Origin of the sequence: Tenacibaculum salmonis (assembly GCF_041053065.1) — a bacterium.
Classification (GTDB): Bacteria; Bacteroidota; Bacteroidia; order Flavobacteriales; family Flavobacteriaceae; genus Polaribacter; species Polaribacter pacificus_A.
In genome coordinates this window covers 2,132,262-2,146,221 of the sequence record NZ_JBFCVV010000001.1, presented here as the reverse complement: position 1 = coordinate 2,146,221, position 13,960 = coordinate 2,132,262, and the positions used below count along the sequence as shown (strand labels likewise).

Here is a 13,960-nt window from a genome sequence, read left to right as displayed (position 1 = left end):
ATTTTTGTAAGTTGTTAATTTAAATTACGAATAAGATACTAAATTTTTAATTATGAACTTACAAGATTTAAAAAATAATATAAATAATATTACAGAAAGTAATACTACAAAAGAAGAAAAATTACAGCAAATTTGTGACTACCTAGCAGCTAAAGTGTCTTACTATGACTGGGTAGGGTTTTATTTTAAAAATGGAGATAAAGACGAATTAAAATTAGCACAATTTAATGGCGAACCTACTGACCATATAATTATACCTTTTGGAAAAGGAATTTGTGGGCAAGTAGCTGTTAGTAATGAGAATTTTGTTGTGCAAGATGTTACAGAGCAAGATAATTATATTTCTTGTGGATGGAAAGTAAAATCGGAAATTGTAATTCCTATTTTTGTTGATAATCAAAATATTGGTCAAATTGATATTGATTCTCACACCGCTAATATTTTTACATCAGATGATGAAGCTTTATTAGAATATATCTGTAAAAAAGTAGCTTTATTTATTTAAAATAATAAAATAATTATTGTATAACCATTAGGCTTTTAGTAGCTTTGTAAGCTTAACAAAACAACAACAATGAGCAACGAAAAAACTATCAAATCTGCACTAATTTCAGTCTTTCATAAAGACGGATTAGAACCTATAGTAAAAAAATTGAACGACTTAGGAGTAACTATTTACTCTACAGGAGGAACAGAATCTTTTATAAAAGACTTAGGTATTAATGTAGTACCTGTTGAAGAAGTAACTTCTTACCCTTCTATTTTAGGTGGACGTGTAAAAACATTACATCCAAAAGTATTTGGAGGTATTTTAAATCGTCAAGATCATGATGGTGATGTTGCTGAAATGCAAGAATACAATATTCCTCAATTAGATTTAGTAATTGTTGATTTATATCCTTTTGAAAAAACAGTAGCTTCTGGAGCTCCTGAACAAGATATTATTGAAAAAGTTGATATCGGTGGTATTTCATTAATTCGTGCTGCTGCAAAAAACTTTAAAGACACTATTATTGTTTCTTCAATGGAACAATACGGAGATTTTTTAAACACAATTACTGCAAGTAACGGAACAACTACAATTAGTGATAGAAAAAAATTAGCTGCTAAAGCTTTTAATGTTTCTTCTCATTACGATACTGCTATCTTTAACTACTTTAATGAAGATGAAGTTGTTTACAAAGCAAGTGAAACTACTTCTAAAACTTTAAGATATGGTGAAAATCCACATCAAAAAGGATATTTCTTTGGTGATTTAGATGCAATGTTTGATAAATTACACGGAAAAGAATTAAGCTACAACAACTTACTTGATGTTGATGCTGCCGTAAATTTAATGAACGAATTTAAAGGTGAAGCGCCTACTTTTGCCATTTTAAAGCATAATAATGCTTGTGGTTTTGCACAAAGAGAAAACATATATAATGCATATGTAGATGCTTTAGCTGGTGACCCTACTTCTGCTTTTGGTGGAATTTTAATTGCGAATACAACAATAGATAAAGCTACTGCTGAAGAAATTCATAAATTATTTTGTGAAGTAGTAATTGCTCCTTCTTTTGATGATGATGCTTTAGAAATTTTAAAAGGAAAAAAGAATAGAGTACTTTTAATTCAGAAAGAAGTTGCTTTACCTACACAAACTGTTAGAACAGCATTAAACGGTGTTTTAATACAAGATAAAGACAATATTACTGATAAGTTAGAACACTTAACATATCCTACTGATACAAGACCTACTACTGCTCAATTAGATGATTTATTATTTGCATCTAAATTGTGTAAAAACACCAAATCTAATACTATTATTTTAGTAAAAAACAAGCAATTATTAGCTGGTGGAACAGGTCAAACTAGTAGAGTTGATGCCTTAACACAAGCTATTACAAAAGCAAAAACTTTTAATTTTGATTTAAATGGTGCTGTAATGGCAAGTGATGCTTTTTTCCCTTTCCCTGACTGTGTAGAAATAGCAAAAAATGCAGGAATAGAAAGTGTAATTCAGCCAGGAGGTTCTATTAAAGATCAATTAAGTATTGATTATTGTAATGAGAATAATGTTTCTATGGTTTTTACAGGAACAAGACATTTTAAACATTAATCAAATTCAGTGTAAAATACCCGCATATTTTAACTAGATTTGTGAGAGCACATTAAAAACAAGTAAAACAACGGACTTTATATGGGATTCTTCGATTTTATGACGGAAGATATTGCAGTTGATTTAGGTACTGCAAACACACTTATAATCCACAATGGAAAGGTTGTCATTGACAATCCTTCCATTGTTGCACGTAACCGATTGACAGGTAAAATTATTGCTACCGGTCATGAAGCTAGCAGAATGCAGGGGAAGACTCATGAAAATATAAAAACAATTCGTCCGTTAAAAGATGGGGTTATTGCAGATTTTCAGGCATCTGAAGAAATGATTAAAGAATTTGTTAAACAAATTCCGGCTATTAAACGAAAACTTTTCCCTCCTTCTTTAAGAATGGTTATTTGTATTCCTTCAGGAATTACGGAAGTTGAAAAACGTGCTGTAATTGATTCTGGACGTCATATGAATGCTAAAGAAATTTACTTAATTTATGAACCAATGGCAGCAGCTATTGGTGTTGGTATTGATATTATGGAGCCTAAAGGAAACATGATTATTGATATAGGTGGTGGTACTACTGAAATTGCTGTAATTGCACTTGCTGGTATTGTATGTGACCAATCTGTAAAAGTTGCTGGTGATTTATTTACTAGTGACATTATGTATTATATGCGTACACAACACAATTTATATGTGGGTGAAACTACTGCCGAAAAAATAAAAATACAAATAGGTTCTGCTACTGAAGATTTAGAAAGTCCGCCTGATGATATGATGGTGCAAGGACGAGATTTACTTAGTGGTAAACCAAAACAAGTACAAGTTTCATATAGAGAAATTGCAAAAGCTTTAGATAAATCAATATTACGTATTGAAGATGCGGTAATGGAAACTTTATCTAAAACACCGCCTGAATTAGCTGCCGATATTTATAATAGTGGTATTTATTTAGCTGGTGGTGGTTCTATGCTTAGAGGATTAGACAAGCGTTTATCTAGAAAAACAGATTTACCAGTTTATGTAGCAGAAGACCCTTTACGTGCAGTTGTACGTGGAACAGGTATTGCTTTAAAAAACCTTGAAAAATACAAATCTGTATTAATCAAATAAATTTTTAATGATTATTTATGCAACAGCTTCTTTATTTCCTTCAGAAGTATAAAAATTTCTTATTTTTTCTATTTCTAGAAATTATTGCTGTTGCATTAATGATTAATAATCATTCTTTTCACAGGAGTAAATTTATTAGTTCTACGAACTTTATAACTGGTAGTTTTTATGAAAATTCAGCTAATTTTTCTGAATATCTTCATTTAAAAACTAGAAATAAAGAACTTGCAGAAGAAAACATGCTATTAAAAAATAAAATAGCAAAATACTACTCGGCTATTGATTCTGTAAAAACAACTACGGATACCTTAAATTCTAATCAAGAATTTTTATATACAAAAGGTAAAATAATCAATAATTCATACAAAAACGCCAACAATTTCATCACTATAAATAAAGGAGGTAATCATGGAATTACTTCAGAAATGGCGGTTATCAATAATAAAGGAATTATTGGTATTACAGATAATGCAAGCAACAGATACGCAAGAGTTCAATCTATTTTGAATGCTAAAAGTAGTATTAACGCAAGCTTTAAAAACAATAATTATTACGGTACTTTAAAATGGAATGGTGACGATTATAATACTGTTCAATTAACAGATATTCCTCGACAAGCAATTTTTAAAATTGGAGATACTATTATTACAGGTGGTAAATCTACTATTTTTCCAAAAGGAATTCCTATTGGTACTGTTAATGAAATTCCTAATAAATTATCCGCTTCATATAATATTGATATAAAATTATTTAATGATATGGCTAATTTAGGACACATCTATATTATTACAAATCTTCATAAAGAAGAAATTAAAAGCGTAGAAAACACAAATGAATAAAACAATTTACATCATATTCTTATTTGTTTTTTTATTACTGTTACAAGTTCTTGTGCTAAATAATATTTTATTTTTAGGATATATCAATCCTTATTTATACATAGTTTTTGTTTTTTTATATCCATTAAATAAAAATAGATTACCTTTTTTCATTAGTTCTTTTTTATTAGGTTTATGTGTAGATGCTTTTTGTAATTCTGGTGGAATTCATGCTTTTTCAATACTATTTATAGCATATATAAGACTTTCTTTTGTAAAGGCTATTTTCAAAAAAAATGAAGGAGATTACTTATTATTCGACTTAAAATTAGAAACATTTGGGCAAGTTTTTAATTACACTGTAATTTTAACACTAATTCATCATTTTATTTTATTTAGTTTAATTAATTTTAGCTTTTATAATATTCCTAAAGTACTTATGAATACTCTTTATTCAAGTATCTTTACATTAACATTATATTTTTTAGGAAGTTTTATCTTCAGAAAAAAACTAAAATAAATATTAATAGATTAAAAATTACTGTGATTTACTTTATTAAAAGTACACAGAACACAAAATGAAACGAAGCTTATTACTCCTCTTTTTAATTACACTTGTTGGTTTCATTTATATCGGTAGATTATTTCAACTACAAATTATTCGCGGAGCAAACCCAAATCCGATACAAAGTTCAGCTATTAAAATTGAATATGATTATCCTGAACGTGGCTATGTATATGATCGTAATGATAAATTATTAGTTGCTAATCAGCTTTCATATGATGTAATGGTTATCCCTAAAAATGTTACAACTTTAGATACTTTAGAATTTTGTAAGCTGCTAAAAATCGATAAAAAAAGTTTTAAAAAACGCTACAAAAAAGCAGAAAATTTTGCACGTTGGTTGCCTTCTGTATTTTTAAAACAATTAGCCAAAGAAGATTTTGCTTATCTACAAGAAAAATTACCCAAATATAAAGGGTTTTATATTCAAAAACGTATTATCCGAAATTATCCTGTTAAATCTGGGGCAAATATTTTAGGTTTTATTGCCGAAGTAAATGAGCAAAAAGCAAGAACAAATAATTATTACGAACAAGGAGAGTTAATCGGAAAATTAGGTATTGAAAAACAATATGAAACCGTACTTAGAGGTGTTAAAGGTCGAAAATTCTTCAAAAGAAATAATTTAAATAAAATTACAGGCTCTTATAAAAACGGGTTATACGACACGCTTGCCGTTACAGGAAAAGATTTAACATTAACTATTGACAATGAACTTCAAGCATATGGAGAGCTTTTAATGTCAGGAAAAAGAGGTGGTATTGTAGCTATCGAACCAAAAACTGGAGAAATTTTAGCACTTGTAACCGCTCCTTCTTATGATCCTAATTTATTAGTAGGTAGAAAACGTTCTCCTAATTCTGTAAAATTATTTAATGATTCTATCAATATGCCCACTTTTGATAGAGGATTACAAGCAATGTATCCTCCAGGCTCTCCTTTTAAAATACTTAATGGTTTAATTGGTTTACAGGAAGAAGTTATTGATAAAGATTTTGGCGTTTTTTGCCACCATGGATATAGATACGGTAGAGGTAAAAAACAAATAATGGCGTGTCATTGTGGAATTACAGGAAGACCCATTCGTTTAAAAACAGCCATTGCAAAGTCGTGTAACAGTTATTTTGCGACCACTTATAAAAAAATTATTGATAAATCAGGTAATCCAAAAGTTGGAATGCAAAATTGGAACAAACATGTTGAAAGTTTTGGGCTTGGAAACTACTTAGGCTATGATTTACCCGTTGGAAGAAAAGGAAACGTTCCTGATTCGGCATTTTATAATAAATGGTACAAAAGTAGATGGAGATCTTCTTATACAATTTCAAATGCCATAGGTCAAGGTGAAATATTAACCACGCCAATGCAATTAGCAAATATGACTGTCGCAATTGCTAATAAAGGTTATTTTCATACACCACATATTGTTAAAAAAATTAATAATAAAGCAATAATAGATACTGTTTATACTACAAAAAGACATACGACTATTGATCCAAAGCATTTTCCGATTGCTATTGAAGCAATGCATGAAGTTTTTACAAAAGGAACCGCTAGAGGTAGTCAAGTAAAAGGAATTGAAATCTGTGGGAAAACAGGAACTTCAGAGAATAAAATTAAAATGGTCGACGGTAAAAAAGTACAAGCAAAAGATCACTCTATATTTGTTGCATTTGCTCCAAAAGATGACCCTAAAATAGCGATTGCCATTTTTGTGGAAAATGGTGGATATGGTTCGACAATTGCCGCTCCGATAACAAGTTTATTGATTGAAAAATATCTGAACGGAAAAACATCAAGAAAATACATTGAAGATCGTATGATTAATATGAGTCTTCAAAAAGAATATGAAAAATTAATTAAAAAGAAAGATACCCTTGCGCCAGGAACGAAATAACATTTTTGAAGGCATCGATTGGTTGCTTATCGTACTATACATTTTACTTGTTGGTTTCGGATGGATGAATATTTATGCCTCTTCATCAACAGAACATACCAGAGAATTTTTTGATTTTTCAACCAAATATGGAAAACAATTTATTTTTATATCCTTAAGTGTTCCTTTAATAATTGGAATCTTGTTTTTTAATTCGAAATTTTATGAACGCTTTGCCGGTGTATTATACGTTTTATCTTTAATATTATTAGCAGGGATTTTTGTCTTCGGAAAAAAAATTAATGGAGCAACATCTTGGTATAATTTTGGAGGAATTGGACTGCAACCTTCAGAGTTTTCAAAAGCATTTACAGCATTAGCACTTGCTAAATTAATTAGTGATAGAAAATATAACCTGAATTTAATTAAAAATCAGCTAAAAGCATTTGTAATTATATTTACACCCGCTTTTCTTATTGCTTTACAACCCGATATGGGTTCAGTTTTAATCTATTTTGCGTTCTTTTTCGTTTTACATAGAGAAGGATTGAGTTTAAATTATCTTCTATTGGGTGCTTTATCTGTTATATTATTCATTTTAACGATTTATTTTGGGGCAAATTGGATTCTTTTCAGTTGTTTATTAATTATTACTTTAGGAATTGCTTACGGGCTTTATAAAGACAAACGTTTTCTTCGATTTAATGCCATTAAAATAATAACTTTATATTTATTTACTACTGGATTTATTTTTGGTATTGGATACGCCTATGAAAACGTATTAGAACCGCATCAGAAAGATAGATTCGATATTCTTTTAGGAAAAACAACAGATCTTAAAAATAAAGGATATAATACCTATCAATCAGAATTAACAATTAGTTCTGGAGGTTTTTTAGGAAAAGGTTTTTTACAGGGTGATAGAACTCAAGGTAAATTTGTTCCTGAACAAGAAACCGATTACATTTATAGTACTGTTGGTGAAGAATGGGGCTTTTTAGGAAGTTCTTTAGTTATCGTTTTATTTATGCTATTACTTTATCGAATTATTTATTTAGCCGAAATTCAAACAAATAAATTTGGAAGAATATATGGCTATGGTATCGCTTCTATTATCTTTTTTCACATTATTGTGAACATAGGTATGGTTATCGGCTTACTGCCTACTATTGGTATCCCTCTGCCCTTTTTCAGCTACGGAGGATCTTCTTTATGGGGATTTACAGTACTCTTATTTATTTTTATTCGTTTAGATGCTCATAAAAAATACGACTTTTAATAAAATTTTATTTTGATAATTATTTTTATCGACAAAAAACTTAAGTAGTTATTAAAAATGATACACTACTTTTTTTTGATAATGAAAATCATTAAACATTCTAAATTAAGAACTTTTAGAAATACCTTACCGAAGTATTCAATATAAATAAACAGAAAACACTATTAAAAAATATTTTAGTCTTAAAACTAAAAAAACCTCAATCTTTATAGATTAAGGTTTTGTGGGGAGAGCAGGATTCGAACCTGCGAAGTCGTAAGACAACGGAGTTACAGTCCGTCCCAGTTGGCCGCTTTGGTATCTCCCCAAAGCTAGAAAAAAAATAAAAGCTTCTCTTATAAATAAAAGAAGCTTTTTAGTGACCGGGCTGGGGCTCGAACCCAGGACCCTCTCCTTAAAAGGGAGATGCTCTACCAACTGAGCTACCAGGTCATTTATCTTTTATCCTTAGCGGTTGCAAATATACCACCTATTTTTGGTTCTACAAACTTTTTTATAGAAAAAAAAGAATAAAATTAAAACAAAAAACTAAATAACCTCATTATCTGCATGTTAATTAAATATTATTTTTATTTATTTTTTATAAAATATTAACTTCGATAATAAAATTAAGAAAAAGCATTAATCGAAAATGATAGCATCTTCTCCTACTTTTTTTTTGATAAAAATTATTATCCAAGAAAACACAAAGAGTTTAAAATTAAAGAAAAACTAGATTACTATCATCTTCAATTTATTTCAGCATTTCATAAAGCTGAAAAACAAGGATATTAAATTTAAAACAAACTATAATATAACAAAAAGTTTAAAAGAAGAGGTTTAAGACACTTATTTTGATAATTAATAAAGTAAAAAATAAAAATCAACAAGTTATTAATAATTCTATTTAAAGCAATAATAATCTATCTGATATAGTTTTATTCAGATATGAATAATAAACACTTTTAAAGAACTTAATAACAAGGAAAAATCAAATAATTAGAAAAGTATAAAGCAAAAAAAACGTTTCGATATATCGAAACGTTTTTTTAATATTTTAAGTAAACTTAAACTCTTATAAAGAAGCTACGTGTTTAGCTAATTTTGATTTTAAATTTGCTGCTTTATTCTTGTGAATAATGTTGTTCTTTGCTAATTTATCTAACATAGATACTACAGTAGAAAACATTGCAGTTGCTTCTGCTTTATCTTCAGATGCTTTTAATCTTCTAACAGCATTACGTGTTGTTTTATGCTGATATTTATTTCTTAAACGCTTAGCGTCGTTACTTCTGATTCTTTTAATCGCTGACTTGTGATTTGCCATTATGCTAAAATTCTTAAAGGTTTATAAAAAACTTTGTAGTCCGTACGGGAATCGAACCCGTGTTACATGGATGAAAACCATGCGTCCTAACCCCTAGACGAACGGACCAAAACAATCATTCTGATTGCGAGTGCAAATATAAGATACTTTTTTATATTTACGGTAATTTTATTATTAATTTTTTGTTTCGTTAACAAAATAAACATTAACAAAACATCAATTAAATTGTAGTCCGTACGGGAATCGAACCCGTGTTACATGGATGAAAACCATGCGTCCTAACCCCTAGACGAACGGACCGTGACAAACAATTTACCTGATTGCGGGTGCAAACATACAACTGTTTTTCAATATTGCAAAACTTTTTTGAAATTATTTTTAAAAAAACTTACGTATTTCTTCAACAAAAAACATAAACAACTAGAAATCATTTATATAATTTAAACTTATAAGTAAATAAAAAAACTGTTATTTACTTATAAGTTTGAACACAAAAGTAGTTTTCCTTACTTTACTACAATAAAGCCCCTACTCCTAAACTTAAAAAAATTAATAAATATCTGATTCAATTTGATTTTTTATCAGTTTACATTAACTTAATATAGTTTGAATTCTGATTATTAAAAAATAGTAGAATTTCTAGCCCCGATTGAAGCGTTTGTTTGAGCTCTTTTTTATTTTTCTTTTTTAAAAAATAAAAAAAGCGAGTGCGGAAAGCGGGAAATTGCTTCTAATTATTATTCTTAAATAAAAATTGCACTCATTTTTACCCATAAAAAAACCCTACCGAAGCAGGGTTTTTAAATTGTATATAATATAAATACTAGTACGCTTTTGCAAAAAGTACTTTTTTAGAAGAAGGATTTCCTGTAAAAACACAAGTTCCCGCCTCTTCTTTAGCATCATTAGGAATACATCTAATAGTAGCTTTTGTAAGATCTTTAATTTTCTCTTCAGTTTCTTCAGTTCCGTCCCAGTGTGCTAGTACAAATCCTCCTTTATTTTCAATAGCATCTTTAAATTCATCGAAAGTAGTCACCTCTGTAGTGTGATTAGCTCTATAATCTAAAGCTCTTTTAAATAAATTCTCTTGAATCTCTTCTAATAAATTGGTAATAACATCTACAACGTTATCAATAGCAACCGTTTGTTTTTCGAAAGTATCACGACGAGCAACCTCAACAGTACCGTTTTCTAAATCACGATTACCCATTGCAACTCTTACAGGAACTCCTTTTAACTCATATTCAGCAAACTTTGCACCTGGTCTGTAAGTGTCTCTATCATCAAATTTAACAGAAACTCCTTTTTTACGTAACTCTTTTACAATTACAGCTACTTTTTCAGAAATAGCTTCTAATTGGTCATCACCTTTATATATAGGAACAATTACTACTTGAATAGGCGCTAATTTTGGAGGTAATACTAAACCAGCATCATCAGAATGTGTCATAATTAACCCACCGATTAAACGCGTTGAAACTCCCCAAGAAGTAGCCCAAACGTATTCTTTCTTTCCTTCTTTTGATGTATATTTTACATCAAAAGCTTTTGCAAAATTTTGTCCTAAAAAGTGAGATGTTCCTGCTTGTAAAGCTTTTCCATCTTGCATTAATGCTTCAATAGTATAAGTATCTTCAGCACCTGCAAAACGTTCGCTTTCAGATTTAGCTCCTTTTATAACTGGCATCGCCATAAATTCTTCAGCAAAAGTTGCATATACTTCTTGCATTTGTTTTGCTTCTGATACAGCTTCTGTTTTAGTTGCGTGAGCGGTATGCCCTTCTTGCCATAAAAATTCTGCTGTTCTTAAAAATAAACGAGTACGCATTTCCCAACGAACTACGTTTGCCCATTGATTTATCAATAAAGGTAAATCACGGTATGATTGAACCCAACCTTTATAAGTGTTCCAAATAATTGCTTCTGATGTTGGTCGAATTACTAATTCTTCTTCTAATTTAGCGTTCGGGTCAACTCTTAATTTCCCTTTATTCTCAGGATCATTTTCTAAACGATAATGTGTTACAACCGCACATTCTTTAGCAAATCCTTCGGCATTTTTTTCTTCTGCTTCAAATAAACTTTTGGGTACAAGTAACGGAAAATAAGCGTTTTGATGTCCTGTTTCTTTAAACATTCTATCTAATTCTTTTTGCATATTTTCCCAAATAGCATATCCGTAGGGTTTAATAACCATACATCCTCTAACGGCTGAGTTTTCAGCTAAATCAGCTTTTACCACCAATTCGTTATACCATTTCGAATAATCTTCGTCTCTTTTTGTTAAATGTTTGCTCATAATCAAAAGTTTGGCATAAATATTGTTATATTTTATGCGTAAATTGTCTATGCAAAACTACATTAAAAAGGCTACAAGCCCAACAAAGAAATCGTATTTTGTACCCCAGTTTTCTAATTAGTTTTTATAACCTTAAAATTTAACTCATGAAGTTCCATTATACTAACACTAAGCTTCCCTTTTACATGCTATTATTATTTATGACAGCAACAATTGTTTCTTGCGGAACAATGCAAACGGTTGCTGATAATGATGATGGAATTTATGCAGATGATAAACCTATCAAAAAATATCAGCGTACTATTATTGTTGCTGATACAAAAGAAGTTGAAGAGAATGACGAAAATTATTTTTCGAAAGAATTAGACCGTTTAGATAGATTAAATGATACCGAAATTTTTACAGATATTGAAGAGTATGCATCCGAAGAAAATGAAGAGGATACATATGAAGCACCTATAAAATATAATAACTACAATACAAACGAACCTTGGGGATATAGTAATACAAGTAATGTTGTTGTTAACATAAATACTTCTCCTCAATGGGGGTATTACAATAATTGGGACACCTATTACGGATATAATTACAATAGACCTTGGTGGCGTTCTGGATATAATAATTATCACTGGAACTTTTACAATTATGGTACGCCTTATTATTACAGACCATATTACAGAAATAATTATTACGGATACAATTATAACAGGTACAATTATAGAGGAGCTAATTCTTACAGAGGATATAGACAAAATTCAAGTTACAGAAGAAACACAAACTCTTACAGAAGAAATAATACAAGCAGTAATAGAAGATACTCTTCATCAAGAAGAACTTCTAATACATACAGAAAAAGTACAAGGAATGTAAAATCGTCAAGAAGAGCTAACGCTACAAGAAACACTCGCGCTAACTCAACAGGAAATTATAAAAATAACAGAAGTAATACAAGATCGAAAAGATCAACTAGAAAAAGTAGTTCTAGTACTAGACAGAATAACTCTTATAGAAGAAATAATTCTAGAGCATCGAAAACTTATACTAAACCATCATCTTCATCAAGAAGTTCAAATAGCAGAGCAACAAGCACACCAAGAAGAAGCTCATCTTCTAGCAGTAGAAGATCAGGAAATAATAGACGCTAATTTAAATAGCTTTTCTAAATACGTTTTTAAACTAATCAACGAAAAAAATGAAACGACTTTTAACATTTGCGGTTATTATCGCTAGTACTACTTACACTTTTTCGCAATCATTAAATTATACTGATTTAGGTATTTTATTTTCGCAAAATGAAAATTATGGAACAGCACGTTTTGAAGCAATGGCTGGTGCATTTGGAGCTTTAGGTGGCGATGTATCATCAATAAATATTAACCCTGCTGGAGGTGCTGTTGCTAGAAAAAACTTAGTTTCTATTACTTTAGGTAACAGAAATACGGATACATCTATTAATTATTACGGAGAAACATTTAATAATCAAGATAACTTTTTTAACCTAACACAAGCAGGCGCAATACTTTCGTTTGATACAGCATACGATTCTGATTGGAATCGATTTGCTTTAAGCTTTAATTATAGTATTAAAAAAGATTTTAATAACTCTTATCTTTTAAATAATGGAGAATATTTAAAATATTCTGAACACCAAAATGATGAAAAAATTAATAAAACAGCATTTTTAAACTCTGTAGAACATAAATATTCCAATTCATTTGGAGGACAAACAGCTATTTATAACTTTGGATTTTCAGCTGTACATTTAAATAAGTTTTTTGTGGGAGCTGCTTTAAATATTCATGATTTAAATTTCACCCAAACAACCCACTTAAATGAAGTAAATCAAGATAATAAAGGAAATACTTTAAAGGCATACAATTTGACAAGCTCTCAAATGCAAGGAAATGGTTTTTCACTTAGCTTAGGGTTTATTTATAAAGTAAATCGTAATTTTCGTTTTGGTTTAGCATACGAAAGCCCTGCTTGGTATGAAGAAGTTATTGAAAACTATAAAGATAGACTAACAATGAATGGTATCAAAAACCTTGATTTAGACTCTTATTATGATCTTATTAATGATTATCCTAATAGTTTCCGTTTTAAATCTCCAGGTAGAATAACGGCAAGTGGAGCAATTATTTTCGGTAAAAAAGGATTGGTTAGTTTCGATTATACTTATAAAGATTTTAGAAATATTAAATATCAAGAGACTGATCAAACACTTTTACAAGCAAATCAAAGTTTTTCAAATACATTAAGAAGTACACAAGCTTTAAATGTTGGTACGGAATGGCGTTTTGATAAAATGAGTATTAGGGGTGGTTATCATTATGAAAAAAACCCGAACTTACTTACCGCTTTTGGAGGGAATACCAATAAAGATAATTTAAGAGGTTTTACCTTAGGGTTAGGATATAATTTTGGAAAAACAAAATTCGATTTATCATATAGGAAATCTGAAAACATGGATTATTATACCTTAAATAATTCAGGAGATACTGAAGTAAATAATAATAGTTCAAGAGTTTCTGCTACACTAACTTTTAATTTATAATTTCCAATAGTAACAAATTATATAAATCCTGCTTTTGCAGGATTTTTTA

The 13,960-nt window shown here is 29.6% G+C and carries 11 protein-coding genes and 4 tRNA genes; 9 read left to right on the top strand and 6 right to left on the bottom strand.

What is annotated here, in order from left to right:
- Positions 1-52: 52 nt before the first annotated feature.
- From AB0T67_RS09475 to rodA, 7 genes are all read left to right on the top strand, one after another.
- On the top strand, positions 53-505 hold the full coding sequence (locus AB0T67_RS09475) for a GAF domain-containing protein (protein ID WP_101903168.1): 453 nt from the start codon (positions 53-55) through the stop codon (positions 503-505).
- 69 nt (positions 506-574) lie between these two features.
- Positions 575-2,101, top strand: coding sequence for a bifunctional phosphoribosylaminoimidazolecarboxamide formyltransferase/IMP cyclohydrolase (gene purH / locus AB0T67_RS09470; RefSeq protein ID WP_101931350.1), 1,527 nt, complete (start codon positions 575-577; stop codon positions 2,099-2,101).
- 81 nt (positions 2,102-2,182) lie between these two features.
- Entirely contained in the window at positions 2,183-3,211 is a 1,029-nt protein-coding gene (locus tag AB0T67_RS09465; RefSeq protein ID WP_369220099.1) for a rod shape-determining protein, read from the top strand.
- A gap of 17 nt (positions 3,212-3,228) precedes the next feature.
- A complete protein-coding gene (mreC, locus tag AB0T67_RS09460) occupies positions 3,229-4,050 on the top strand; it encodes a rod shape-determining protein MreC (protein WP_369220098.1) in 822 nt (273 codons plus the stop codon).
- The gene (gene mreD / locus AB0T67_RS09455; RefSeq protein WP_369220097.1) at positions 4,043-4,549 is read left to right on the top strand and encodes a rod shape-determining protein MreD; all 507 of its coding nucleotides are present in this window, start codon (positions 4,043-4,045) and stop codon (positions 4,547-4,549) included. The genes mreC and mreD overlap by 8 nt, the downstream gene beginning before the upstream one ends.
- 58 nt (positions 4,550-4,607) lie before the next feature.
- Positions 4,608-6,491, top strand: a complete 1,884-nt coding sequence (mrdA, locus tag AB0T67_RS09450; protein WP_369220096.1) for a penicillin-binding protein 2 — start codon at positions 4,608-4,610, stop codon at positions 6,489-6,491.
- Positions 6,472-7,749, top strand: a complete 1,278-nt coding sequence (gene rodA, locus AB0T67_RS09445; protein ID WP_369220095.1) for a rod shape-determining protein RodA — start codon at positions 6,472-6,474, stop codon at positions 7,747-7,749. Before mrdA ends, rodA begins: the two co-directional genes overlap by 20 nt.
- Before the next feature lie 224 nt (positions 7,750-7,973).
- On the opposite strand, the gene AB0T67_RS09440 is transcribed toward rodA, so the two are convergent.
- The 6 genes from AB0T67_RS09440 to proS all read right to left on the bottom strand — a co-directional run bounded on the left by AB0T67_RS09440 (position 7,974) and on the right by proS (position 11,357).
- Positions 7,974-8,056, bottom strand: a tRNA-Tyr gene (locus AB0T67_RS09440).
- A gap of 52 nt (positions 8,057-8,108) precedes the next feature.
- Positions 8,109-8,181, bottom strand: a tRNA-Lys gene (locus AB0T67_RS09435).
- A gap of 622 nt (positions 8,182-8,803) precedes the next feature.
- Complete coding sequence (gene rpsT / locus AB0T67_RS09430) at positions 8,804-9,055, bottom strand: 30S ribosomal protein S20 (RefSeq protein WP_058884204.1); 252 nt, start codon at positions 9,053-9,055, stop codon at positions 8,804-8,806.
- 36 nt (positions 9,056-9,091) lie between these two features.
- Positions 9,092-9,163: transfer RNA gene (locus AB0T67_RS09425), tRNA-Glu, on the bottom strand.
- A 120-nt stretch (positions 9,164-9,283) separates the two neighbouring features.
- Positions 9,284-9,355 (bottom strand) — tRNA-Glu (locus AB0T67_RS09420).
- Between the two features lie 523 nt (positions 9,356-9,878).
- Positions 9,879-11,357, bottom strand: a complete 1,479-nt coding sequence (proS, locus tag AB0T67_RS09415; protein ID WP_369220094.1) for a proline--tRNA ligase — start codon at positions 11,355-11,357, stop codon at positions 9,879-9,881.
- Between the two features lie 185 nt (positions 11,358-11,542).
- On the opposite strand from proS, the gene AB0T67_RS09410 reads away from it, so the two are divergent.
- Positions 11,543-12,502, top strand: a complete 960-nt coding sequence (locus AB0T67_RS09410; protein ID WP_369220093.1) for a hypothetical protein — start codon at positions 11,543-11,545, stop codon at positions 12,500-12,502.
- A gap of 47 nt (positions 12,503-12,549) precedes the next feature.
- Positions 12,550-13,911 (top strand): OmpP1/FadL family transporter, encoded by a 1,362-nt coding sequence (locus AB0T67_RS09405; protein WP_369220092.1) that lies wholly within the window; start codon positions 12,550-12,552, stop codon positions 13,909-13,911.
- The last annotated feature ends 49 nt before the right edge of the window (positions 13,912-13,960 follow it).

Excerpts from the sequence above, each read along its gene's own strand:
- purH (WP_101931350.1), top strand. The coding sequence starts at position 575 with ATGAGCAACGAAAAAACTATCAAATCTGCACTAATTTCAGTCTTTCAT.
- mrdA (WP_369220096.1), top strand. The coding sequence starts at position 4,608 with ATGAAACGAAGCTTATTACTCCTCTTTTTAATTACACTTGTTGGTTTC.
- AB0T67_RS09405 (WP_369220092.1), top strand. The coding sequence starts at position 12,550 with ATGAAACGACTTTTAACATTTGCGGTTATTATCGCTAGTACTACTTAC.
- AB0T67_RS09465 (WP_369220099.1), top strand. The coding sequence starts at position 2,183 with ATGGGATTCTTCGATTTTATGACGGAAGATATTGCAGTTGATTTAGGT.
- mreD (WP_369220097.1), top strand. The coding sequence starts at position 4,043 with ATGAATAAAACAATTTACATCATATTCTTATTTGTTTTTTTATTACTG.
- rpsT (WP_058884204.1), bottom strand. The coding sequence starts at position 9,055 with ATGGCAAATCACAAGTCAGCGATTAAAAGAATCAGAAGTAACGACGCT.
- AB0T67_RS09475 (WP_101903168.1), top strand. The coding sequence starts at position 53 with ATGAACTTACAAGATTTAAAAAATAATATAAATAATATTACAGAAAGT.
- AB0T67_RS09410 (WP_369220093.1), top strand. The coding sequence starts at position 11,543 with ATGCTATTATTATTTATGACAGCAACAATTGTTTCTTGCGGAACAATG.
- proS (WP_369220094.1), bottom strand. The coding sequence starts at position 11,357 with ATGAGCAAACATTTAACAAAAAGAGACGAAGATTATTCGAAATGGTAT.
- mreC (WP_369220098.1), top strand. The coding sequence starts at position 3,229 with ATGCAACAGCTTCTTTATTTCCTTCAGAAGTATAAAAATTTCTTATTT.